At 67.2% G+C, this 22103-nt stretch carries 20 protein-coding genes and 1 tRNA gene; 12 read left to right on the top strand and 9 right to left on the bottom strand.

Annotation, left to right across the window (positions count from 1 at the left end; translation table 11 throughout):
- Positions 1–100: 100 nt before the first annotated feature.
- The 3 genes from M7H19_RS13900 to M7H19_RS13910 are packed head-to-tail and all read left to right on the top strand — an operon-like array spanning position 101 to position 1958.
- Positions 101–721 (top strand): hypothetical protein, encoded by a 621-nt coding sequence (locus tag M7H19_RS13900; RefSeq protein ID WP_298181341.1) that lies wholly within the window; start codon positions 101–103, stop codon positions 719–721.
- A gap of 23 nt (positions 722–744) precedes the next feature.
- Entirely contained in the window at positions 745–1383 is a 639-nt protein-coding gene (locus M7H19_RS13905; RefSeq protein WP_298181379.1) for a YcnI family protein, read from the top strand.
- On the top strand, positions 1380–1958 hold the full coding sequence (locus M7H19_RS13910; RefSeq protein WP_298181342.1) for a copper resistance CopC family protein: 579 nt from the start codon (positions 1380–1382) through the stop codon (positions 1956–1958). The genes M7H19_RS13905 and M7H19_RS13910 overlap by 4 nt, the downstream gene beginning before the upstream one ends.
- A gap of 74 nt (positions 1959–2032) precedes the next feature.
- Here M7H19_RS13910 and M7H19_RS13915 read toward each other — a convergent pair whose 3' ends face one another.
- Positions 2033–3802: a BCCT family transporter gene (locus M7H19_RS13915; RefSeq protein WP_298181343.1), complete on the bottom strand. Its 1770-nt coding sequence runs from the start codon at positions 3800–3802 to the stop codon at positions 2033–2035.
- 164 nt (positions 3803–3966) lie between these two features.
- On the opposite strand from M7H19_RS13915, the gene M7H19_RS13920 reads away from it, so the two are divergent.
- Positions 3967–4998: a CopD family protein gene (locus M7H19_RS13920; RefSeq protein ID WP_298181345.1), complete on the top strand. Its 1032-nt coding sequence runs from the start codon at positions 3967–3969 to the stop codon at positions 4996–4998.
- Positions 4999–5129: 131 nt separating this feature from the next.
- On the opposite strand, the gene M7H19_RS13925 is transcribed toward M7H19_RS13920, so the two are convergent.
- The gene (locus tag M7H19_RS13925) at positions 5130–6017 is read right to left on the bottom strand and encodes an aminoglycoside phosphotransferase family protein (protein ID WP_298181347.1); all 888 of its coding nucleotides are present in this window, start codon (positions 6015–6017) and stop codon (positions 5130–5132) included.
- 28 nt (positions 6018–6045) lie between these two features.
- On the bottom strand, positions 6046–7416 hold the full coding sequence (locus tag M7H19_RS13930; RefSeq protein WP_298181350.1) for a helix-turn-helix transcriptional regulator: 1371 nt from the start codon (positions 7414–7416) through the stop codon (positions 6046–6048).
- Between the two features lie 382 nt (positions 7417–7798).
- Between M7H19_RS13930 and M7H19_RS13935 the strand changes: the two genes are divergently transcribed.
- From M7H19_RS13935 to M7H19_RS13945, 3 genes are all read left to right on the top strand, one after another.
- Positions 7799–8035 (top strand): hypothetical protein, encoded by a 237-nt coding sequence (locus M7H19_RS13935; protein ID WP_298181352.1) that lies wholly within the window; start codon positions 7799–7801, stop codon positions 8033–8035.
- Positions 8036–8048: 13 nt separating this feature from the next.
- Complete coding sequence (locus tag M7H19_RS13940) at positions 8049–8459, top strand: hypothetical protein (RefSeq protein ID WP_298181353.1); 411 nt, start codon at positions 8049–8051, stop codon at positions 8457–8459.
- Positions 8460–8866: 407 nt separating this feature from the next.
- Positions 8867–9505: a TetR family transcriptional regulator gene (locus tag M7H19_RS13945; RefSeq protein ID WP_298181354.1), complete on the top strand. Its 639-nt coding sequence runs from the start codon at positions 8867–8869 to the stop codon at positions 9503–9505.
- Positions 9506–9548: 43 nt separating this feature from the next.
- Here the strand turns inward: M7H19_RS13945 and M7H19_RS13950 are convergent, their stop codons facing one another.
- The gene (locus M7H19_RS13950) at positions 9549–10733 is read right to left on the bottom strand and encodes an amino acid deaminase/aldolase (protein WP_298181355.1); all 1185 of its coding nucleotides are present in this window, start codon (positions 10731–10733) and stop codon (positions 9549–9551) included.
- A gap of 80 nt (positions 10734–10813) precedes the next feature.
- On the opposite strand from M7H19_RS13950, the gene M7H19_RS13955 reads away from it, so the two are divergent.
- A complete protein-coding gene (locus M7H19_RS13955) occupies positions 10814–12127 on the top strand; it encodes a D-arabinono-1,4-lactone oxidase (RefSeq protein ID WP_298181357.1) in 1314 nt (437 codons plus the stop codon).
- A gap of 76 nt (positions 12128–12203) precedes the next feature.
- Here the strand turns inward: M7H19_RS13955 and M7H19_RS13960 are convergent, their stop codons facing one another.
- Positions 12204–12866 carry an SDR family oxidoreductase gene (locus tag M7H19_RS13960; RefSeq protein ID WP_298181359.1) on the bottom strand — a complete coding sequence of 221 codons (663 nt, stop codon included), beginning with the start codon at positions 12864–12866 and terminating at the stop codon, positions 12204–12206.
- A gap of 10 nt (positions 12867–12876) precedes the next feature.
- Positions 12877–13536 carry a hypothetical protein gene (locus tag M7H19_RS13965; RefSeq protein WP_298181361.1) on the bottom strand — a complete coding sequence of 220 codons (660 nt, stop codon included), beginning with the start codon at positions 13534–13536 and terminating at the stop codon, positions 12877–12879.
- Between the two features lie 350 nt (positions 13537–13886).
- On the opposite strand from M7H19_RS13965, the gene M7H19_RS13970 reads away from it, so the two are divergent.
- Entirely contained in the window at positions 13887–14747 is an 861-nt protein-coding gene (locus tag M7H19_RS13970; RefSeq protein ID WP_298181363.1) for a CoA ester lyase, read from the top strand.
- 41 nt (positions 14748–14788) lie between these two features.
- Positions 14789–15784 (top strand): LLM class flavin-dependent oxidoreductase, encoded by a 996-nt coding sequence (locus M7H19_RS13975; protein ID WP_298181366.1) that lies wholly within the window; start codon positions 14789–14791, stop codon positions 15782–15784.
- Between the two features lie 243 nt (positions 15785–16027).
- On the opposite strand, the gene M7H19_RS13980 is transcribed toward M7H19_RS13975, so the two are convergent.
- Positions 16028–18793 carry a BTAD domain-containing putative transcriptional regulator gene (locus M7H19_RS13980; RefSeq protein WP_298181368.1) on the bottom strand — a complete coding sequence of 922 codons (2766 nt, stop codon included), beginning with the start codon at positions 18791–18793 and terminating at the stop codon, positions 16028–16030.
- Positions 18794–18995: 202 nt separating this feature from the next.
- Complete coding sequence (locus M7H19_RS13985; protein WP_298181370.1) at positions 18996–20177, bottom strand: Cys-Gln thioester bond-forming surface protein; 1182 nt, start codon at positions 20175–20177, stop codon at positions 18996–18998.
- A 503-nt stretch (positions 20178–20680) separates the two neighbouring features.
- Here M7H19_RS13985 and M7H19_RS13990 point away from each other — a divergent pair.
- Positions 20681–21265 (top strand): hypothetical protein, encoded by a 585-nt coding sequence (locus M7H19_RS13990; RefSeq protein WP_298181371.1) that lies wholly within the window; start codon positions 20681–20683, stop codon positions 21263–21265.
- A gap of 225 nt (positions 21266–21490) precedes the next feature.
- Here the strand turns inward: M7H19_RS13990 and M7H19_RS13995 are convergent.
- Positions 21491–21573, bottom strand: a tRNA-Leu gene (locus tag M7H19_RS13995).
- A 125-nt stretch (positions 21574–21698) separates the two neighbouring features.
- On the opposite strand from M7H19_RS13995, the gene M7H19_RS14000 reads away from it, so the two are divergent.
- Positions 21699–22103, top strand: a 405-nt coding sequence (locus M7H19_RS14000) for a DUF3662 domain-containing protein (RefSeq protein ID WP_298181373.1), incomplete at its 3' end; no start/stop codon positions are given.

Here is a 22103-nt window from a genome sequence, read left to right on the forward strand (position 1 = left end):
CAGCGAGTCAATGACGCGAATACGTTTCACGACTCTCGTGGGAACGGCAACCGGCTCAGGAGATTCGTCTCAATCGGTCCACCCCAATAGGCTGGGTGGTATGAGCAGCCGTTCCGCCCCTGAGCGCGCTATGAGCAGCGTACGCGGAATTCTGCTCGCGGGCTGCTCGGCCACACTCAGTGTGGCCGCTCACGCATTCGGTGGAGGGACCCTTCCCCACCTGTTGCCCACGGTCGCGTTGACCGTGTTGATCGGGTGGATCGCGACCGCGTTGGCGGAACAGACCCGCGGCGCAGCGGGCGTTCTGCTCGTCCTCGGCGGGGCACAGCTGGTGTCCCATCTGGTGTTGGGCGAGCTGTCGGGGCACGTGGTCAACGGCACCGCCATGCTGGTCTGCCACGGCGTCGCCACCGTGATCACCGCGTTCGTGCTGGCCCGGGCGGAGACGATGCTCGCCGTGGCGGCCGACGTGCTGTCGGTGCTGCGTGGCCTGCTCGTCGTGTGCGTTGCCTCACCGGCGCACATCGACGCACCGGGCGGATACCTCGTCCGCGCCGCGGAAGGCCTGCCCATCGTGACCGTTCTGCTCCGCCGCGCGCATCCGAGACGTGGCCCACCGACGAACCTCCTGAACAGCGCCGATGTTTCACACTTTCCCGACGCACAGTCCAGGAGGACCCTCTTTTGTCAACAAATCGACATTTCGTGCACATCGCGGTGACCGCCGCGGCCGCCGGAACGACCATGCTGCTCGCGGGCGGCATCGCATCCGCCCACGTCACCGCCAACGTCTACGGCGACGACCCCGAACAGGGCGGCTACGGTGCCATCGTGCTGCGGGTGCCCAACGAAGAAGCACAGGTGGGCACCACCAAACTGGAGATGACCCTCGACCCCGAGTACGGCATCACGTCGGCCCGCACCAAGCCCGTCCCCGGTTGGACGGCCGAGGTCACCGAGACCGACGATGTCGTAACCAAGATCACGTGGACGGCCGAGGAAGGCCACGAGATCGCGGCCGGCAGTCACTCCTACGAGGAGTTCGAGTTCCTCATCGGAGCGTTGCCCGACGACGTCGACACGCTCGTACTCCCCACCGCACAGACATACTCCGACGGCAAGACCGTGAACTGGGAACAACCCCCGACGGAGAGCGCCCCGGAACGTCCCGCGCCGGTCGTGGAACTCGCCGAGTCGTCCGGATCGGGACACGGACACGGCGGCACCGACGAGGCCGAGGACGCCCAGGGAAGCGAGGAGAGCACCGACGCGTCCGACGGCACAGCACGCCTGCTCGGCGGTGCGGGTCTGGTTCTCGGAGCTCTCGGATTCGGCCTCGGAGTGGGTGCCACCCTGCGGGCCAGGAAGGCAGGTAAGTCATGAAGCGACTCATCGCGTTCGTCACCACCCTCGCCGTCGCGTTGTTGACGATGGTCACGGCGGCTCTTCCCGCGTCGGCGCACAACGTGCTGATCTCGTCGAGCCCCGCCGAAGGCGAGGAGCTCGACACCGCGCCCACCGAAGTGGTGCTCACCTTCGACCAGCCGGTTCAGGACGCCGACGTCAACGAGATCGCGGTCACCGGCCCCAACGGTGACCAGTGGGCCGAGGGAACCGTCGAGGTGGACGGCCCCACGGTGTCCGCACCGCTCCGGCCGCTCGGACCGGCGGGTGAGTACGTCATCGGTTACCGCGTGCTGTCGGCCGACGGTCACCCGGTTTCCGCGGAGATCCGGTTCACCCTCACCTCGCCCGGGCCGGGGCAGGCCAGCGGCACCGCCGACGGTGACCAGAGCGGGGCGGAACAGGGCGAGGCCGGTGACACCGCCGACGCCGAAGCGACCGCGGACCAGGACGACTCCGAGGGAGTGCCCGTGTGGGTGTGGATCGTGGGCGCCGCGGTGTTGCTGATCGCCGGGCTCGTGGTCGCGCTGCGCATGGGCAAGTCCCAGGAGTAGCGCTTTTCGGTTCAGCGCTGGTTCAGTGGTAGCACTCCACGGATGGGGCCGGGTTCGCGAGGGCGGGCCCGGCCCTACCGTTTGCGCAGGTGTCTGCGCACTCTGGCCCGTTCCGCTTTGCGTTCGGCCTTGCGTTCGGCGTGGAGTTTCCTCAGCGACTGCATGACCTCGTCCTCGCTGACCACCAGCGGATCATGACGCAGGTCCCGGTACAGCGAGACACACAGCGCGATCATGACGAGCACGAACGGCACCGATACGAGAATGGTGAGGTTCTGCAGCCCGTTGAGGGCGTCGTCGCCGCCGACCAGGAGCATCACGGCCGCGACCGCACCCATCACCGCGCCCCAGAAGATGACGATCTTGCGACGTGGGCCCGCTGAACCCCGCTGCGAGAGCGTGCCCATCACCACGGAGGCCGCGTCGGCACCGGACACGAAGAAGATCGACACCAGGATCATCACGATGATGGCGATCGGCAGGAACAGCGGCAGGTTCTCCAACAGCGTGAACGTGGCCGCCTCCTCACCACCGGCACCTGCGATGTCCACACCGGAACGCTGGTACTGGATGGCGGCACCACCGAAGATCGAGAACCAGACCAGGCCGACGACGCTGGGCACGGCGATCACGCCGATGACGAACTCCCGGATCGTGCGTCCCCGCGAGATACGCGCGATGAACATGCCGACGAACGGTGCCCACGAGATCCACCACGCCCAGTAGAAGACGGTCCAGTCGGCCAACCACTGCCGCATCTCGTCGCCGCCGGTCACGCCGGTCCGTCCGGCCATGGCGGACAGGTCGTGCAGGTAGTCGCCGAGGGCGCCCGGCACCATGTTGAGGATCAATACCGTCGGCCCCACCACCAGGACGAACACCGCCAGCAGGGCGGCGAGCACCATGTTGATGTTCGACAGCCACTGAATACCTCTCGCGATGCCGGACACGGCCGAGGCCACGAAGGCGACCGTGAGCACCGCGATGATCGCCACCAACACCCCGGTACCGGGTCTGTCGGCCCAACCCACGGCCGACAGACCCCCACCGACCTGCAAAGCACCGAGGCCGAGCGAGGCGGCCGAGCCGAACAGCGTCGCGAAGATCGCCATGATGTCGATGGCCTTGCCCAGCGACCCCTCACTGCGTCGCTTGCCGATCAGGGGTTCGAACACGGCCGAGATGAGCTGACTGCGCCCCTTGCGGAACGCGCTGTAGGCGATGGCCAGGCCGACGACGGAGTAGATCGCCCACGGATGCAAGGTCCAGTGGAACAACGTGGTCGCCATCGCCGTGTGAACGGCCTCGTCGGAATTGGGCGGCGCCGTTCCGGGAGGAGGCTCGACGAAGTGTGCGACAGGCTCGTAGACGCCAAAGAACATCAGCCCGATGCCCATACCGGCGCTGAACATCATCGCGATCCACGAGACCGTCCGGAATTCCGGCCGCTCGTCGTCCCTGCCCAGGGGGATACGGCCGTACCTGCTGACCGCCACCGCGATGGCGAAGAGCACGAAACCGCTCGCGGTGAGGACGAACGCCCAGCCGCCGTACGGGATCACGGCATCGTTCAGGAGCGTGTCGGCGACGGTGGCGAGACTGCCGGGTGACACGATCCCCCACGCCACGATGGCCAGCGCGATGATCGCCGCCACCCCGAACACGACGTGATCGGTCTGGGCGGGACGGTGCCCACCGCGCTCCGCGACCGACTCAGGAGCCCGTTCCGGCTCCCCTGCGGTCCGAGCACCGGTGTCCTCCGGCAGATTGGCAGTCTCCTCCAAGTCTGGACTTTCCGAGGCACTCCTCGAACGTTCGCCCTCTTCATCCGAATGACCAGCCATGTACAGCTGCCTCCCAGGCGAGACTTTTCCGCCCGAGGTTGCCCTGCCGGAGCTGTACTAAATCCCGTGGCCGGTTCCATGCCCCGTTGGGCGATCTCGTTCGGTCTCGGCAGAGCCCCTTCTAGCCGAAGCCCGCGGCGTCGTCGGTGCGTACGCTCAGCAGAGTGAGCAAACCCGCCACCGCGTCGACATCGTGGTTACCGCGCTTCGGGCCACTGGTCGCGGTCGTCACGGCCGCGCTGTCGGGTGTCCTCGTCGCCCTGGCCCTCACCGTTTCGACTTCCGTCAGCGGCATCACCCAAGTGGGTACGGCTGTCCGGGTCGGACTGCCCATCGCCCGCGCGTCACTCGACCTCGCGGCCGTCGTCGCCGTGGGGTTCGCTCTGCTTCCACTGCTGGCCGGCGAACGTACTCCCGCGGCGGCCCGTCCCGCGTTCGCCAAAGCCAGGACCGTCGTCGTCGCGGCGGCGCTGGTGTGGGCGGTGGCCGCGCTGGTCTGCCTCGTGCTGCAGACGGCGGAGTATCGCCCCGGTGCCCCGGCGATCTCGTTCGGCGACATCCGCTCCTATGTCGACACCGTGGCCGCGGGTAAGGCGTTGCTCGTCGTGGCGGGCTTCGCACTCGTCCAAGCCCTGCTCGCCACGGCCTCGGCACGGCTCGGCCGCAAGATGCCGCCCGAACTGATCGTGGGCTGCGGCCTGTTCGCGCTGTTGCCACTGCCGGTCACCGGGCACGCCACCATGTCCCACTTCGCCGAACACGCGATGGTGCTGCTCGAACTGCACATCATCAGCGTCGTCGCCTGGACCGGCGGACTCCTCGCCATCGTCGTGCTGGCCGCACGTCACCGTGCTCTGCTGGCCACCGTCCTCCCACAGTTCTCCAAATTGGCCACCGTGTGTCTGGCCGTGGCGGTGGCCACCGGTGTGCTGAACGCGCTCGCCGAGTTCGTCGAGCACCCCACGGTGCAGCTGTGGCCGGGCCTGTTCACCACCTCTTACGGCCAGCTCCTGGTGGCCAAGTCGGTAGCGCTCGCGGTAACCGCAGGGCTCGGTGGTTACACCCGGTGGAAACTGATTCCGAAGGTGATCCGGCACCGCCACACCGCCCTCGCGTCGTTCGCCGTCATCGAGCTCACCATGATGGGGCTCGCGTTCGGCTTCGCGGCCGTGCTCTCCCGAACACCACTCATATGACGTGTGCCACAGATAACTCTTCGGTCGGGCCGAACTTCGCCGGTTTTCGCCTGCGCCGGTCCCTTTCCGGCCAAAGCGACGAACGGCGGTTGGTCGTCGACGAATGCGAAATGCGACTGAAATACCGACATTCAGCGGTACCGGAACCACCGGCCGGCCGTCCGCCCCTCCCTCAGATCGCCCAACCGGCGCGCCAACTCCCGGCGTACCACCGGCTGGCTACGCGCGATCGGTAACACACTCGTCGTCAGCTTCAGCTCCCGCGCCGCCCGCAACACGGCGAACCCATCCCACTCCGTGACGTCGAAGCCGTAGTGCCGCGCCAACTCGCCGTACAGCCCGGGCGGGTCACGAAACCGTGTCCTCCCCACCGCCAACGGAATCAGGTCCCACTCCGGTGGCCCTACGCACGAGGAATCGAAGTCGCAAAGCACCGGCCCGTCCTCCCCGACGATGACGTTGCCGGGGTGCGCGTCCCCGTGCACCAACGACGGCGGCAGCACGAACTCCAGCTCCCGTAGCCTCTCCTCCACCTCCGCGCACCGTTGCAGCAGGAATCGCCGGTCGTCGGCGGCCAGCTCCTCGGCGTCGGCCACCCTTGCACGGACATCGCTCAAAGGCGCCCAGGCAGGCACATCACCCGGAGGTGGCAACGAGTGCACCAGCCTCAACAAGCGCGCCAGCTCCGCCGACGTGGCGGTTCGCCGCACCACGTGGACGCGGTGCCACACCGTCACCACGTACTCGTCGACCACCAGAGGCTGGGGCACGCCGTCGAACAGCCGGACGGCGGGAACGCCGTGTTCGGCCAGGTACCGGGCCACCTGTACGACCTTGCCGGCCCTGTGCCCCAGAGCCCGCGAACCCACGATGCGCACGACCACGGGCTCCCGGGCCAGCGAGTACACGGCGTTGTTGGTGAACCGCAGCAGTGTGGCGTCGCGGTGGTCCATTCCGAGACGGACACACGTCCGGCGCAGCACTTCGTCCAGTCTCTGCCTGGTGTAGCGCCTGTCCAAATGCGTGTCCCGGCCGTCGACCGACGTGTCAGGAGAAGAACTCGGTCATCCGCTCGGCGAGTTCCCGCGCGTCGCTGTTGTTACTGCGCCGCAGTGCCTCCTGCCGTAGCGGCTCCATGCGTTTCTTCACCCGCGCCGACTTCAGTCCCTCCGCGCAGTCCAGCGCCTTGCCGCCGATCTTCGCCCCGTAGTCGATGTCGCCTTCCAACATGTGGTTGGTGGCCAACATGCCGAGGCTGAACGTCTTGCTGCGGGCCATGTCCTCGCCGTAGGCCTCCGTGGCCCTACGCAGCGCCGGGATGGCGTAGCGGGTGTGCGAGGTGTCGGCGTGCTGGGCCAGGGCCGTGTGCACGGTGCCAATCATCGCGTACACGTCGGTCTCGTCGAAGAACTTCACCCACGACTCGGCGCTGGCGACATCGGCGCGGTCGAACTCGTCCTTGGTCCTGCCGAGCAGTTTCATGGCCTGCTCCGCGTTGCCCATCATCGCGTACGCCCACGCCTCGTTGGCACACAGCACGGCGACCGCCAGCTCCGAACCGGAATCCTGCGCCGCCAGCTGTCCCAACTGGAACAACTTCAACGCATCGTTGGGCGCGTCCTGATGCAGATAGACCCGCCCCATGCGGTACAGGATGTTGGCGACGAGCGGGTGATTCTCGCCCTGTTTCGCCAGTTCGAGGGCCTGTGCGAAGTGATTCCGCGCGGAGTCGACCAGATCGATGTCGAAAGACGTCCAACCCGCGAGACTGTGGAGGTCGGCCAATGCCACGTACAACCGGGACTTGACCTGCTCAGAGCCACTGGCCTGGAGCATCTGCTGCCCCCACGACAGCTGAGCGACCACCGCATCGCGGCAGAAACCGCCCCCGTACTGGTAATCCAGTGCTCTCAGTGCTCGGGTGGCCGCCTCCACCTGGCGAACATCGGTCATCCCGATACGCCCCGGAGCGGGTGTCTGGGCGGGGCTCGACGCCCATGCCGTCGAGGCGGGGCCGAAGACTGCGGCTCCCATCGTGACCTGGGCGGCGTGCGCGAGGAACTTCCGTCGTTTCACGGACTCGTCCTCCTCAGCTTGCTGCTCGTCGGCGGCGCCGACAACCTGGTTTCTCGTGGTCTCGTCGTAGGCGAGACCCATGTAGCCCCTCGGGATGCGCAGGCCCTTGGCGATGCGGGACAGGACGTCGTAAGCCATCACCTGGCGGCCCTTGAGGATCTCCGACACCTCGGACTGTGACTGGCCGGTCATCGCGGCGATCTGGCGTTGCGAGATGCCGTGCATCCGAAGTTGCCGGTAGACGTCGCTGATGTTTCGGTTCGCCAGCGCGTCCCGCATTTCGCGGGCTTCCCAGATCGCGGGGTTGATGCGGCTTTGTGCCGTGTCCTCGTTGGCGTCCATGTCCGCCCCTCCACAGTCCCATCGGGCGTCGGTGTGCAGCGTAAGCAAACCCAGTAAACCGCGCGAAGACCCGCCGTGGGGCATCTGATCGGTAGGGCCGAATTTCCGTGACCGCTCGGCGTGCGGGTAGAGCCGGTCGCCGCTACAAGCTCCGAGGAGGCTTCTCACACCGGCTTTTTGACCGCAATGTAGGGATGAGAGGGGCGTGGCCGTCCGAACACGGTCCGCAACCAGGCCCCTCACACCGGACGAACGACAGCGACGGAAACCGACGAGGGACGTGATGGACGTGCATTCGATCACAGCAGACACTGCTGGGACCGACATGGTGTCCGATCGCCTCCGGGACTCCGACGCACCCACACGCCGATCCGTGGCCCACATGACCAGGCCCTCCCAGCCCCATCCCGACTCGGGACGGCGGCACGAAGGCGGTCAGGTGGTCTGGCGTGTGCAGTGCGGCGATCTGATCAGCCGCGAGCGGTCCGTGACTGTGTTCGTGGAGAACGGTGAAGTGGTCCTCGTCGGACCGCCCGGAGAGACGGCCCGGCTGTCGGCCGGCCAGCTCGGACAACTTCGGGCCGCACTGAACGAAGCCGCCGAACTGGCGAGAAGGTGACGGTGAGGGCCAGGTGGATCAGATTCTCGGGCAGGTTCTCCGCAACGCCGTGTGGGAACGTCTCGACATGCTCGCCGACGTCGCCAACGACGCGGACGCACCGGCGCTGATCTCCGTGGCCCGCTCCGAGCTGCCCCGGCTGGCCGAGGGTTGGCGCGCCATTCTGCGAGTGCACGAGCCCGACGAACGTGGTGACTGCCCGACGTGCTCGACACGGTGGCACAAGTGCAAGGCGCCGTGTTCGGTGTGGCAGGTCGCCCATGACCACCTCGTAGCGGGCGGTTTGGCCCACTTCCAGGATTCGCGGCGCATCCGGCGTCGCCGGGCGGAGTCCGCTTCCACCGCCGACGGCACGAACACGTCGACGACACTTCCCGAGCGCCCCACAGGACGACACGCCCTCATCGGAAGGTCGGGCCGATGACGCGGGCGTTCCGAATGCGTTCTTTCTTCCAGACTTCCGCCGCAGGGCGGACCCAGTCGCCGGCGGCCGGACCGTGCGTACCCCCGAGCGTAACGAGTCCGGTCGCCGGCTCTTCGGCGATTAATCGTAGAAGTTTGCCTCCGCTAATGGCCCTGATCGTGTTGCGCCGCTAGGTTGACCGTCGAGGTCGCCTCACAACTCCACAAACACCGCGAGTTCCCCGCCCGTGGTGCGCCCCCCGAAGACCCCGCGGGTCGGTGCCGCTGCACTCCCCCTCCCCCCGACCGGCACCGGCCCGCGGCCCCATATCCACTCCTCGACGGCCCGCCTTCGCAAAGCATTCACTCGACCGTGAAGGCGACTCCGGACACGATAAAGTCGCTGACCTGCACAGCAAGGAGCACGACGTGTCCGACAACCACACCGTGACGCAGGCCGAATCAACCCCACTCCGTCGACAACCGGTCCAGCAGCGCAGCGCCAAACGAGTCGAACGCATGCTGGACGCGAGTGCCGAACTGCTCGACGAAGTGGGCTACGAAGGACTCACGACCACGCTCATCGCCAAGCGGGCGGGTGTGGCGGTGGGTTCGCTGTACCAGTTCTTCCCCGACAAGCGAGCCGTCGTGCAGGCACTGGCCCAGCGCAACCTGGAACGCTTCATCACCGCGGTCAACGAACGCTTCGGCACAGTGGACACACGCCACTGGTGGGACGTCGTCGACTCCCTTCTGGACATCTACCTGGCGATGCACCGCGAGGTGCCGGGGTTCTCCACAGTGCACTTCGGTGATCCCGTCGAGCCGCGGCTGCTCGACGACCTGCGTACCAACAACCGAGTCATCGTCGACGCCCTCACCAGGCTGCTCACCAGCCACGTCAGACTTCCGGCGGAACAGGTCACGCTCCCGATCTCGATCGCCGTGGAAGCCGCGGACGGTCTCCTCAGATACGCCTTCCAGCTCGATCCGCACGGTGATCCGGACGTCATCGCCGAGACCAAAACCCTGATCAAGGACTACCTGGCGAGCAAGTTAGGCGAGTAACGAAGGCGGTCCCACCCGTCCCGTGAGCCGTCCCGTGAGGTGCTCAGCCGAAGAAACGGCCCTCACCACGGTAGGTGGGAACGGTGCGCACAAGTCGACCACCCGATACGAGGTGGTAGTGAGGAAAGTGTTCGGCGAGCTCACCGGCCTTGGCGTGCCGGAACCACACGCGGTCGCCCACTCTCAGGTGCCGTGCCGCGCGCCCGGTGACCGGCGTCTGGACCTCACCGGCGCCCTCGACGGCGAGCAGCCGCAGTCCACGCGGCAGATACGGCGTGGGCAGTCGTGACGCCCCTGCCTGGCCCGAGGCCACGTAACCGCCGGCCGAGAGCGTGACCGTCCGGCGGGCGGGCCTGCGCACCACGGGAAGCGCGAACAACGCGGCGGGCCGTGGCGAGAAGCGACGGTACCGGGAGAACAAGGCCGGGCCGAGCAAACCCGAGCCCGCCGCGATCTCGGTGACAGAGGAATCGGCGCGCGTGGACTCCAGGCTTCCCGTGCCCCCTCCGTTGACGAACTCCAGCTCGGTCACCGTGCGCACGGCGGCCACGACGGCGGCCCGGCGGCTGGCGAGTTCGGCGGCCGACCGCCGCTGCATCCAACGCACCACGGCACCGGGGACACCCGGGTCGCCGTCGGGCAGCCCGGCGATCTGTCCCTCGTAGCCCATCACGCCCACGAGCCGGAACCCTCGGCGTCGCTCGATCTCCGCGGCCAGCTTCGCCGCTTGTCGCGGGGTGAACACCGGAGAACGACGGGTACCGACGTGAACACCGGGAACCGGCCGCCACGAGGCGTCGAACTCCAGGCAGACTCGGAGCTTCGAGTGGCCGGCACCGAGCACCGCGTCGACGAAGTCGAGCTGCTCGGTGGAGTCGATCATGAGTGTGATGGCCTGTCGGGCCGTGTCGTCGGTGGCGAGCGCTCGCAGCGCCGCCCTGTCCGCCGTCGGGTACGCCACGACGAGATCGTCACTGGTGCCCTGTTCGAACAACCACAGCGCCTCGGCGAGCGTGTAACACAGCAGCCCGGCGAAACCCGGCTTCGCCAGCGCCCGTTCCAGCAACGCCCGGCATCGCACCGACTTGCTTGCGATCCGAATGGGTGTCCCCGCCGCCCGCCGCACGAGGTCGTCGGCGTTGGCGTCGAAGGCGTCGAGGTCGACGATCGCCAGCGGCGGATCGAGGTCGCGTGTCGCCAGGTCGTACAGAGCCGCTTCGGAGTTCACACCGGAACGGTACGACACTAAACTCGAATTCTATTCATCTCTTTCGCCGTCGACGACGAAAACCCTCAAGGGAGGCCCGGGTGGAACCGTGGACGAACTGGGCAGGCACCGCTTCGGCACGGCCCCGCCGAGTCCACCGCCCGGCGAGCACAGCCGACCTGTGCGAGATCGTCACCGAGGTGGCCGAACACGGCGGGCGGATACGCCCGTTGGGAAGCGGCCACTCGTTCAGTCCCGTCGCCGCCACCGACAACGGCACCGATGCCATCGACCTCGGTGCGTTCTCCGGCATCGTCTCGGCCGACGTCGAAAGCGGACTGGTCACCGTGCGCGCGGGCACCACTCTGCGTGACCTCAACACGCTTCTGGCCTCCCTCGGCCTCGCGCTGACCAATCTCGGTGACATCGACGCGCAGACCATCGCGGGCGCGATCTCCACGGGCACGCACGGCACCGGCGCTCGGTTCGGCGGCCTCGCCACCCAGGTAGAAGCACTGGAGCTGGTCACAGCCGACGGGTCCGTCGTCACCTGCTCGTCCACCGAGAACTCGAAACTGTTCGACGCCGCTCGAATCGGCCTCGGTGCTCTGGGAGTCATCAGCACCGTCACCCTGCGCTGCGAACCCGCGTTCGTTCTGGAGGCACACGAGAGCCCGCAACCGCTCGACTGCGTACTCGCCGAATTCCACGATCTCGCCGACGGAACCGACCATTTCGAGTTCTACTGGTTTCCCTACGGTCGCAACGCACTAGTCAAACGCAACACCCGCCACCCTGCGGGCACTCCGGCGCGTCCGCTCTCCCCCGTGCGGCGATTCCTCGACTACACCCTGATGGAGAACGGGGCTTTCGGCGGCCTGTGTCGACTGAGCAGGGCCGTTCCCCGGCTCACGCCGACTCTCGGAGCTTTCGCCTCGTCAGCGCTGTCGAGCCGCCACTACAGCGACGCCTCCCACCGGGTGTTCACCACTTTGCGCATGGTCAGGTTCGTGGAGACGGAGTATGCGGTGCCGCGCGAATCGATACTCGACGTCCTCGCGGAGCTCCGAGCGCTTGTGCCCCGGCTGCACCACCCGGTGGCGTTCCCCGTCGAGGTGCGGGTGGCCGCCGCGGACGACATCTGGTTGTCCACGGCATACGGCCGGGACACCGCCTACGTGGCCGTGCACCAGTACGTCGGCATGCCGTACGAGGAGTACTTCGCCGAATTCGCCCGCATCGCCGCGTCGGTGGGAGGACGACCGCACTGGGGCAAGATGCACCCGCTCGGCGCGGACAAACTCCGCCGCCTGTATCCCCGCTTCGACGACTTCCGACGCCTGCGGGCCGAACTGGACCCGCACGGCGTGTTCGGCAACGCCTACCTCGATCGCGTCCTCGGCCCGCGGTCCTGACGTGCTGACGCCGGAACACGCCTTCCACCGGGTCGTCTCCGACCGAGCGGAAGCAGAACGAACGAGCAGAACGAACTCAGAGACGCTCGATGGCCTCGGCCACCGGCGTGTCGCCGGAGACCAACTCCAGGGTCCGCCCGTACGTGGTGGTGTCGGCCACCAGCAACCGCAGGACCTCCGCCACGTCGTCACGTGGCACGTCGGCCCGCGGCACGTCATCGGCCAGTCGCACCAGCCCCGTGCCGGGTTCGTCGGTGAGCCGACCCGGACGCAGGATGGTCCAATCCAGGTCACGGCCGCGCAGGTCCTCCTCCGCTGCGGCTTTCGCCCGCAGGTACGCGGCGAACACCTCACCGACTTTGGCTTCGACGTCCGCGTCGACCTCCTCGCCCGCGCCCATCGCACTCACCTGTACGAATCGCCGGACACCCGCACGCTCGGAGGCCTCGGCGAACAACACGGCGGCCGCCCTGTCGACGGTCTCCTTACGAGCCACCCCGCTACCGGGCCCCGCTCCCGCAGAGAACACGGCCGCGTCGGCCCCGGACAGCACGTCGGCGACCTCGTCGACACTCGCCTGTTCCAGGTCGAGCACGGCGGGTTCGGCGCCGCGCTTCCGCAGTTCCTCGGCCTGCTCGGGTTTGCGGATGATGCCCACGGCCGTGTCGCCGTGCGAAGAGAGCAGCTTCTCCAACCGCAACGCGATCTTGCCGTGTCCTCCGGCGATGACGACTCGCATACCGTCGAGGCTAGTCGTTCCGAACGCCCTGAGCAGAGAAGCCCGCCGCCTCACGGACGAGCAGCTGTTCGTAGGCGACCTCGTGCACCCAACGCCACACCTCGTCCTCGCCGAGGGTGATGCGGTCGTCCCCGCACGTCAGGTCGAGGTCGAGCCTCGCTTCCTCGTCGGCGGCCACCACGCCGAGGCCGTGCGTCCTCGCCTTCGGCAGGCAGTTGTCGACGTAGTCGTGGCTCATGGTGGCCGCCGTGGGCAACACGACCGCCGCCTCCCCGTAGCGGGCGAACGGCACCGTCGCGGCCATGCCCGTCCGCCAGTGCCGGGCCACCGCGAGCACACCGGCGATCCGCACCGCGGGTGGCGGAGCGACCCCCCACAGCTCCGGCCACGTCCAGGTGGCCACCGTGGCCCTGTCCGTGACCGGCCGCATGCCCGTGGCGATGCGCTCGGCGTGTGCTTCGGGGCGCAACCTCGCCACCACGAAGACCCGCCTGCCGAACAACGTCAGCTGCGGGAGCACCGTGCCCTGCCAGCCCAGCAGCGGAACCGCGCGCTCGGCGAGGTCTGCGGGGTCGGACGGAAGTTCGAGAGTGGGCGCGGCACGCCCCGGAATCGACCGGACGCCGCTCGATCCGCTCGTTGTCGCGGTCTGTCCAGGTGGTACCGCCACGAAGTCCGCCTCCCTGTTGACTGCTTCTCGCTGTCGCGTGTTCTCGCCTGCCCGTGGGTGCCGCGTCGAAAACGGCACGTGATCTGAGTACCAGCGCAAACGGGCGGCGTCTGCGCTCTGAGAGCACACCTGCGATCGGCGGCGCCGAACGGTCGGTGATCGGTCGGTGGGCGGTTCGACGATTTCGGTCGAGCAGTGCGGCCGTACGGGTGACAACAGGCCGAACGGTCATCCCTGCGGCTGAGTTCGATACCGGTGACCGGCACCGCAGCGCCGCTGCCCGCGTACCTACTACGGTGTCGGCGACGACAATCCGGACAACGGCCGTCCGCCGTGATAAGGAGGCTCACGTGCGCCCACGCCGTTCGGTCCTCTACCTGCCCGGCGCGAACGAACGCGCCCTGGAGAAGGCGAAGGACCTGTCCGCCGACGCGCTGATGCTCGACTTGGAGGACGCCGTCGCGCCCGACGCGAAGGAGGAGGCCAGGCGACGGGTGTGCGCGGCCGTCTCCTCGGCGGTCTACGGCGAGCGGGAAGTCGCCATCCGCGTCAACGGCATCGGCACCGAATGGCACGACGACGACCTGCGTGCCGTGGCACAGGCGGGTCCGCACGCGGTCGTGGTCCCGAAAGTGTCCTCGGCCGCCGACGTGCACGCCGTGGAAGAGGCCCTGACCGCGGCGAAAGCACCTGAGCACACGGCCGTCTGGGCCATGATCGAGACTCCGGGCGCCGTGCTGCGCGTGCAGGAGATCGCCGAAGCCTCAGCACGGCTGACCGTGCTCGTGCTGGGTACCAACGACCTCGCCAAGGAGCTGCACGCGGAATTCGTGTCCGGTCGAGCACCGCTGCTGCCGAGCCTGTCACTGTGCCTCCTGGCCGCCCGCGCCGCCGGGAAGTCGATCCTCGACGGTGTCTACAACGACGTGCGTGACACCGAGGGTTTCGAGGCCGAATGTGTGCAGGCCCGGCAGTTCGGCTTCGACGGCAAGACGGTGATCCACCCAAACCAGCTCGAACCGTGCAACCGCGTTTTCGCACCGTCCGAAGCCGAGATCGCACACGCTCGGCGGGTCATCGACGCTTTCGAGCAGGCGATGGCCGAAGGCCGGGGCGTGGTCACCGTGGACGGCCGCATGGTCGAGAACCTCCACGTGGAGCAGGCCCGCCGCGTCCTCGGATTGGCGGAAGCCATCGGAGGGAAGCGGTAACGCCACCGGAATGCCACCACCTGTGACGCGTTGCAATTGACATGAGCGCTCAAGGCCTGTCCGTACCGCTGTCGGTCCTCGACCGGTCGAGTATCCGGCGGGGACAGGCGCCGGCGGAGGCCGTACGCGACACCGTACGGTTCGCGCGCCGGATGGAGACGTTGGGCTACCACCGGTTCTGGGTCGCGGAACACCACAGCGTCCCCGGCGTGGCCGGATCCGCGCCTACCGTGCTGGCCGCGGCGGTCGCCGCGAACACCTCCCGCATCCGCGTCGGCACCGGTGGGGTCATGTTGCCGAACCACCAACCGCTCGTCGTCGCCGAGCAGTTCGGCACGCTCGAAGCACTGCATCCCGGCCGCATCGACATGGGATTGGGCCGTTCGGTGGGATTCACCGGCGGGGTCAGGGCGGCCCTCGGCCGGGGCAAGGAAGACGCCGTCCGCTTCGACGAGCAGATCCGTGAACTCCTCGGCTACTTCGCAGGCACCCCCGTCCATCGCGGAGTGCACGGCATCCCGGCCGAAGGGCTGCGCGTTCCCGCGTTCGTCCTCGCCACCGGCGCCGGAGCGGACATCGCCGCCGACGCGGGCCTCGCACTCGTCATCGCTTTGGTATCCGGGGTGGGCAGGGCGGCCGAACGCATCGCGCGCTACCGCGCCGCTTTCCGTCCCTCGTCTCTGTGGCCACGGCCGTACGTGATCGTGTCGACGGCCGTGGCGGTCGCCGACACACGACAGCGGGCCCGGGAGTTGTTGTTGCCGGAGGCCTGGTCACTGGTGCACTCCCGCACGCGCGGTGTGTTCCCACCGCTGCTGCCGGCCGCAGAGATCCCCGAACCGACCGAGCGTGAGGCCTCCCTGCTCTCGGACGTGCTCCGGGGACAGATCCACGGCACACCGGAGTCGGTGCGCGACGAACTGGCCGAACTCGTGGAACGCACGGAAGCCGACGAGCTGCTGATCACGATGAGCACCTACGACCGGGGCGACATGCTCGACTCGTACACCGCGCTCGCCGAACTGGCCGGAATCTGACCGCTCGTCGCAAAACCACCGGCACGTCGTTCGAACAACCGAATGCGGCTGCACAACGTACCGGTGGCTTCGCCCCCCTTTTTTCAGCACCTGTGGCAGAACTCGCGATCCTCCCCTTCGCAAGGCCCAGGGCACACGCTGTGACGTGTTGACAACCATCCTGCCGCACAGGGCGGACAAAAACGTGACACTCGCGTGTCAGTGCCGGTCCAATGCCCGTCCAATGCCGGTCGAGCGGTCCGTTCACCCGATCTCCGCGGCGTACAGCGTCGCCCTCTGCCGAAACCGGCGCGCGGCGAGCATGTCCCCCCGCTTCTCCTCGGCCACGGCCAATAGATTCAGACTGCGGGCCTTGGTGTCACGGTCGCTGCTCATCGCGGCCACACGTCCGGCCTGGTCGATCGCCTCGATGGCATCGTCCACGTGCCCGGCCTCGAGATAGGCTTCCCCGAGGTTCAGCCATGCGATGCCGGGATGATTCACCGAGCCGTACGCCATGGCCACCTTGATCGCCTCCCGAGCGCTGGCGAAGGCCGCGGCGAAGTCTCGGCGAGCCACATGGACCCTTGTGGTGTTGACGAGTGGGCCGACCTGTCCGTACGGGTTTCCCGCCTCGGTGTGGAGTTCCAGGGCACGCTGATAACAGCTGTAGGCGTCGGACAGCCTGCCGAGGGAGAAGTAAGCCGCCCCAGCACCCGTCAACGCCGACGCCTCCAACTGTGGATCACCCAGTTCCCTGGCGATGGTTGTGGCGGCCTTGTACTTGTCCAGCGCTTTCCGAGACCGTCCCTTGGTGTCGAGCAGGGCGCCCAGTCGATGCAGCACCGCCGATTCGGCACGGCGGTCGCCGCTGCGACGCGCCGCCCGCAACGCCACCGTGTGTGTCTCCTCCCAGTCGGACCAGTGCTTGCGCAGCAGGTAGAAGGAACACAACACGATGGGCAGCACGTAGGCGTGTTGGTGCCAACCTCTCCGCTCGCTCTCGTGGACCACGGCGACGAGATTCACCCGCTCGGCCTCGTACCACGCCACGGCCTGCTGGAGGTCGTCGAACGACACCGTCCGCACCGTGTCCGGACGGGTCGGCAGCTCGATCGGCAACGGCTCCCGCCGAACGAACCACCCCGCGCTGATAACGGTGTGCAGGTAGAAGTCCGCCATCCGTCGTGCCGCGGCGAAACGTTCCTGAACGGACAACTCGTGCTCGGCACGATGCGTGAGATAGACCCACACTAGGTCGTGCAGACGGTAGCGACTGGTGCCCAGCTCCTCGACCAGGTTGGCCTCCGCCAACGCCGCCACGAGTCGCCTCGCCTCGGGAAGATCACAGTCGCACAACGCCGCCGCGACCGGAACGGCGAACTCCGGTGTGGGTAACAGGCTGAGCAACATCAACAGTCGAGCGACCGGCGCGGACAGCGCCGCGTAGGACACGTCGATCGCCGTGCGAACGCAAGCACGACCGTCATACGTGATCGTGAGCACATCCAGCCGGTACCGCGACAAGTCCTCCAGAAGGTCGGAGACCGCCACCTCACGTCGAGTGGCCAGATGCGCGGCGGCGATCCGCAGAGCCAGGGGGAGCCTGCCGCACGCGTCGGCCAGCCGGCGCAGCTCCTCGTCGCACACGTCGTCCCGGTCCTTCAGAAGCGTGGACAGCAGCGAGGTCGACTCGTCCGCCGTCAACACGTCCATGCGCACCGCCCGTGCCCCGTCCAAGGCGACAAGACCCGACAGCACGTTCCGGCTGGTGATGATCACCGCGCACTCGGTCTCACCCGGGAGCAACGGCCGGACCTGATCGGCCGTCGCGGCGTTGTCCAACACCAACAACACCCGCCTGCCCGCGAGCAGGGAACGCAACAGTGCCGTGCGTTCGTCCATGTCGTCGGGAATCCGCTCCGCCGAACACCCCAACGCGCGGAGGAACCGGGTCAGCAAATCAGCGGGGGCGACCGCCGGTGTGGAGGAGAAACCGTGCAGGTCGACGAACAGTTGCCCGTCGGGGAAGTACTCGGCGACGCGGTGGGCGAGACGCACGGCGAGAGCCGTCTTGCCCACACCCGGCTGTCCGCTCACGACGAGCAACCGTTGAGCCGTCGCGTCCGTGAGCCAGCGGGCCAGGTCGTCGAGCAGCCGACCGCGCCCGACGAACGACGTGGTGTCGGCGATGAGTTGCCGTGGCGAGGGCAACACGGGCGAGAGCTCCTCGGATTCGTCGGAGGTCGCCGTTCGACCGGGGCCACCGTCCCCGTCGTGTTCCTGCCGCACTCCGGGGATCTCGCCGCTGAGGATCACCTCGTGGAGCCGCCGGAGCTCCGGCCCGGGCTCGATACCCAATTCCTCGGCCAACGTCGCACGCAACCGCCGGTAAGCCGCGAGCGCATCGGCTTGTCGGCCGCTGCGGGCCAGCGCCGACATCAACTGGCCCCAGAACCGCTCCCGCAGCGGGTGCCGTTCGACCAGCGCGGTGAGATCACTCACCAACTCGACATGCGCTCCGGCCTCCAGCTCTCGATCGATCCGCGCTTCGACCGTTCTGGTGTGCTCCTCGCACAATGATGCGACGACACCACGTTGGAGCTCTTCCGACCGGATATCGGCCAGCGGTTCTCCCCGCCACAGTTCCAACGCCGATCGGAACAGCTCCGCGGCGTCTCGTGGATCGTCGGTGCCGTACGCCTTCGACACGATTGACCGGAACCGCAGCAGGTCCACCTCGTCGTCGTCGACGTCGAGGACATAGCCGGGTGTCCGTTGCCGGATGAACACCCGTTGGGAATCGATTTCCCGAAGGCAGGCACGCAGTCTGCGCACGTAGGAACGGACGGTGTTCTGCGCGCTCGCGCTCGGCGTGTCCCACAGATAGGAGATCAATTCCGAAACGGAGACCACGCGGTTGGCATTGCACACCAAGGCCGCCAACAACACGCGAAGCCTACCCGCCGGAACAACGACTTCTCGTTCGTCGTCGACCACCTGCAACGGGCCCAGGATGCGGAATTCCATTGGCCCCCCGACCATGTTCGCGCGCTGAAAATAACAACTTGAACACTAGCGAGGTCGGCCTTTCCGGCCGTCGACAGGTCGTTGAATATCGCAGTATCTGCCCGGGTGGCGCAAGCGTCCGGCGGTCACGAAAAAGGCCGCCCCACCGCACCCGGCGGTGAAGGCGGCCCTTCAGCGATCAGATCGCCGAACTAACGGTCGGTCAGGCGTTCTTCCTGCGGCGCTGCAGCAGGACCGCCGCCGTACCGGCGCCGACAAGGCCGAGACCGATCAGCAGCGGCGTCATGGCCGAGAAACCGGTCTGGGCGAGGTCCTCGGAGTCGGCCTGCGGCGTCTGCGACGGCTGCGTGGTCTCAGCCGGGGGCTGTGGCGAGGTCGGGGTCGGCGTGGTGACCTCGGTGGTCTCCTCCGGAGGCGTGGTCTTCGGAGCGGCCTCCCACTCCACATTGGCCCCGGCCTTCATCGTGGTGTCGTCGGACGAGGCCACGATCAGCGACTGGGCGGGCTTGCGGTCGTAGTCCTCGGCGACGAACAGCCTGCCGGTGGCCAGGCGGGCGGTCGCGGTCAGCGAGAACTCACCGGCACCTTCGGCGGCCTCGGCGGGCACGTCGACGTAGATCTCGGTGCCGTCGGCGATGTCGCCGGCGGTCAGCTCGTTGCCGTCGGCGTCGACGACGGTGACGCCCTCGGGCAGCTCGCTGGTGATCTCGGTGATTTTCCCGGTGGTGTTCACCGTGAACGGCCCGATGCGTTCACCCGCGACACCCGTCGCCGACTCAGGCCCGACCTCCAACGCCGGGTTCGGCTCTTCGATGCCCACATTGGACTCGCCGGTGAGGTAGTCGTACAGCGCGAGCACGTCCGCGTCGGCCTCGCGGTCGGCGCGAGCCGGGTCGTCGCGGTTGATGTCCTTGCCGTCGCTGTAGTGCCACACGGCCGCCTGCGTGGCCGTGATGGCCTCCTTCTCGCTCAGTCCATTATGGAGCTCGACGCCCTGTTCGGCCAGGGTCTGCTCCAACGCGGAGAGGTCATGTGCGGGGTAGCCGTGTTGCAGCACCCAGTTGATGTGGTCGCGGTTTTCGTGGAACGGCGAATCCGGGTTCGGGAACTCGTCCCAAGGGCTCTCGTACAGCGGGCGGGACGGGTCCACACTGACACTGATCTCCACGCAATAAGCACGCAGGGAGTTACCGCCGCCGAGACTCAGATTGAACAGTGTGGTGATCTGGCTCTCAGAATCGAGATTGACGGTGTACCCGTTCGTTCCCCTGTCGATACGCGCCTTCGCTTCGTCCGCCGAAGCGGGAATCGATCCGAGGGAAAGCGCCGCAGCGGTTCCGGCAACGAGCGCGCCGACTCTGGCGAACGTTCTTCTGCTGTTCATGAGTCTCCTAAGAGCACAGTGCGGAAGGGAAAACCCGACAGGTGAAGATCAGACACCCAGCGATGCTGGAGCATACACATGGCGTCAATTCCCTGTGAGTCCACTACATGAAGCGGACGAAGAACTCGGTTCGTTACTTCATCGAGCGCAACAGCCGGTTCAGACCGCCGACAAAACGTGGCCCCTCGGGTTCACTCCGAGCCGAAGTGGACCCGATACGGCACACTTATCACCGGCACACGGCACGCATCGGTCCACTGTGTTCCATGTTCCGTGATGTTTCACGGATTTCCGTGACGCTCCACGGCGTTCCGCGACACCGTCTCCCACCACACTGTCACCCACTTGGCGCAGAGCATGGGGAGGTCTCCGAGAAACCTCACCGCCCCACGCAACCCCACCGCACCCTCGGACGTCAGGTGATTCGAGAGCAGAAAAATCGGATAACACCCATGGCATCGCCGGATACCCGGCGAGTAATGCGGTCACGTTGGAGGCTTCCGTTGGAAAGCGCGAGCAGTGTGTGCGAGCTCCGCAACGCGAAGAATGCGTCCAGCGTGCCCGGCGTCGCCTCAATCCACCCGCATCCCACCGAGGCCCGCACAACGGTTCCACGTTCCACATTCGCGCCCATCGATCACTCGATGACAAAGCGGCGAGACCAGCGGCGCGGTCGCTATCGCAACAAAAAAGACATCGAAACGACATCGACGATGGAAGGCGTGTCCATCGATATCCGCCACAGGCCACCGATGAACCCCGGCGGCGAAATCGTGTCGCTGCGCACAACACCGCACACAGCAAGCTCGGCGCCGAAAGACGATTGTCATCCCGCCGGTGACGCGAGCGTGTCGTCCACCACAATTCCCGGCCCGCGTTCACATTCGGCCCGCGCTTTCGGCGACACGGGCGATGACAGCGACGACACCGACGACGGCGATGTCGGCAAGACCGACCGGCGGGCCGATCAGCGCTGTGTGACCCGTCACCGCGCGGCCATGGGCATGACGGACATGACGAGCACGGCGGATTCGTCGAACGCAGCGGGCCCGTCGGAGCATCTCACCGGGAACGCGTTCAGCGGTTAGCTTTCCAGTTCCTTCGGCCCGGGATGGTGCCAAGCCCCGACCCGACGACCAGGTCAGCCGACCCGCAGCCGCTACAGGCGAGACGGGCAGGGGTCAACCGCCGACCGAACGCTTTCGCCACACCACCCGACGTCCGTCCCGCAAGACCATGACGACCGGGACGACGACCGACTGACACAAAAAACCGCCGCCGGGAACCATTCCCGACGGCGGTTCGTCGTAGAGTGGGCGAGGAGGGAGTTGAACCCTCACGTCCTTGCGGACACACGGACCTGAACCGTGCGCGTCTGCCATTCCGCCACTCGCCCGAGCAACTTTTGACAGTGACAACACTATAGCAAGCACAACCGAGCGGGTTTCCCGGGGGCCCGTGTTACACCGTCAAAACCCGATACGATCGCCTCGAAGGCACACGTGGAAGGAGGTGTTCCCGATGGGACGCGTTCAGCGCTTCGATCGGCGCCTCGAAAGCCTCGTGGGCAGTGCCTTCGCACGAATATTCGGTGGCAACGTCGTCACACAAGAAGTGGCGTTGGAACTGGAGCGAGAGTGTGAGGACAACGTCCGGGACCTCGCGGGCGGGCGCAAGCTCGCACCCAACCACTACATCGTGTCGTTGGGAGCCGAGGATTACGACCGGATGGCAGCGGACGGGCCGCGGGTCACCCGCATGCTCGCCGAAGCAGTCTCGGAGCACCTCGCTGAGCACGGTTGGGACACCTATGGTGACGTCGTAGTTTCGCTAGAGCGCGACGAGGCGCTGCATACTGGAAAGTTCAAAACCCGCTCGACCGTCGACCCGGACGTCAAGGCAAGCGACGCCGGGACTTTCGCACGG

The sequence above is a fragment of the Saccharomonospora sp. genome (assembly GCF_027317685.1).
Taxonomy (GTDB): domain Bacteria; phylum Actinomycetota; class Actinomycetes; order Mycobacteriales; family Pseudonocardiaceae; genus Saccharomonospora.

Coding starts and splice junctions, on each gene's coding strand:
- M7H19_RS13985 (WP_298181370.1), bottom strand. CDS start 20,177: ATGAACAGCAGAAGAACGTTCGCCAGAGTCGGCGCGCTCGTTGCCGGA.
- M7H19_RS13905 (WP_298181379.1), top strand. CDS start 745: ATGCTGCTCGCGGGCGGCATCGCATCCGCCCACGTCACCGCCAACGTC.
- M7H19_RS13980 (WP_298181368.1), bottom strand. CDS start 18,793: ATGGAATTCCGCATCCTGGGCCCGTTGCAGGTGGTCGACGACGAACGA.
- M7H19_RS13960 (WP_298181359.1), bottom strand. CDS start 12,866: ATGCGAGTCGTCATCGCCGGAGGACACGGCAAGATCGCGTTGCGGTTG.
- M7H19_RS13935 (WP_298181352.1), top strand. CDS start 7,799: ATGACCAGGCCCTCCCAGCCCCATCCCGACTCGGGACGGCGGCACGAA.
- M7H19_RS13975 (WP_298181366.1), top strand. CDS start 14,789: ATGAGCGCTCAAGGCCTGTCCGTACCGCTGTCGGTCCTCGACCGGTCG.
- M7H19_RS13915 (WP_298181343.1), bottom strand. CDS start 3,802: ATGGCTGGTCATTCGGATGAAGAGGGCGAACGTTCGAGGAGTGCCTCG.
- M7H19_RS13930 (WP_298181350.1), bottom strand. CDS start 7,416: ATGGACGCCAACGAGGACACGGCACAAAGCCGCATCAACCCCGCGATC.
- M7H19_RS13910 (WP_298181342.1), top strand. CDS start 1,380: ATGAAGCGACTCATCGCGTTCGTCACCACCCTCGCCGTCGCGTTGTTG.
- M7H19_RS13900 (WP_298181341.1), top strand. CDS start 101: ATGAGCAGCCGTTCCGCCCCTGAGCGCGCTATGAGCAGCGTACGCGGA.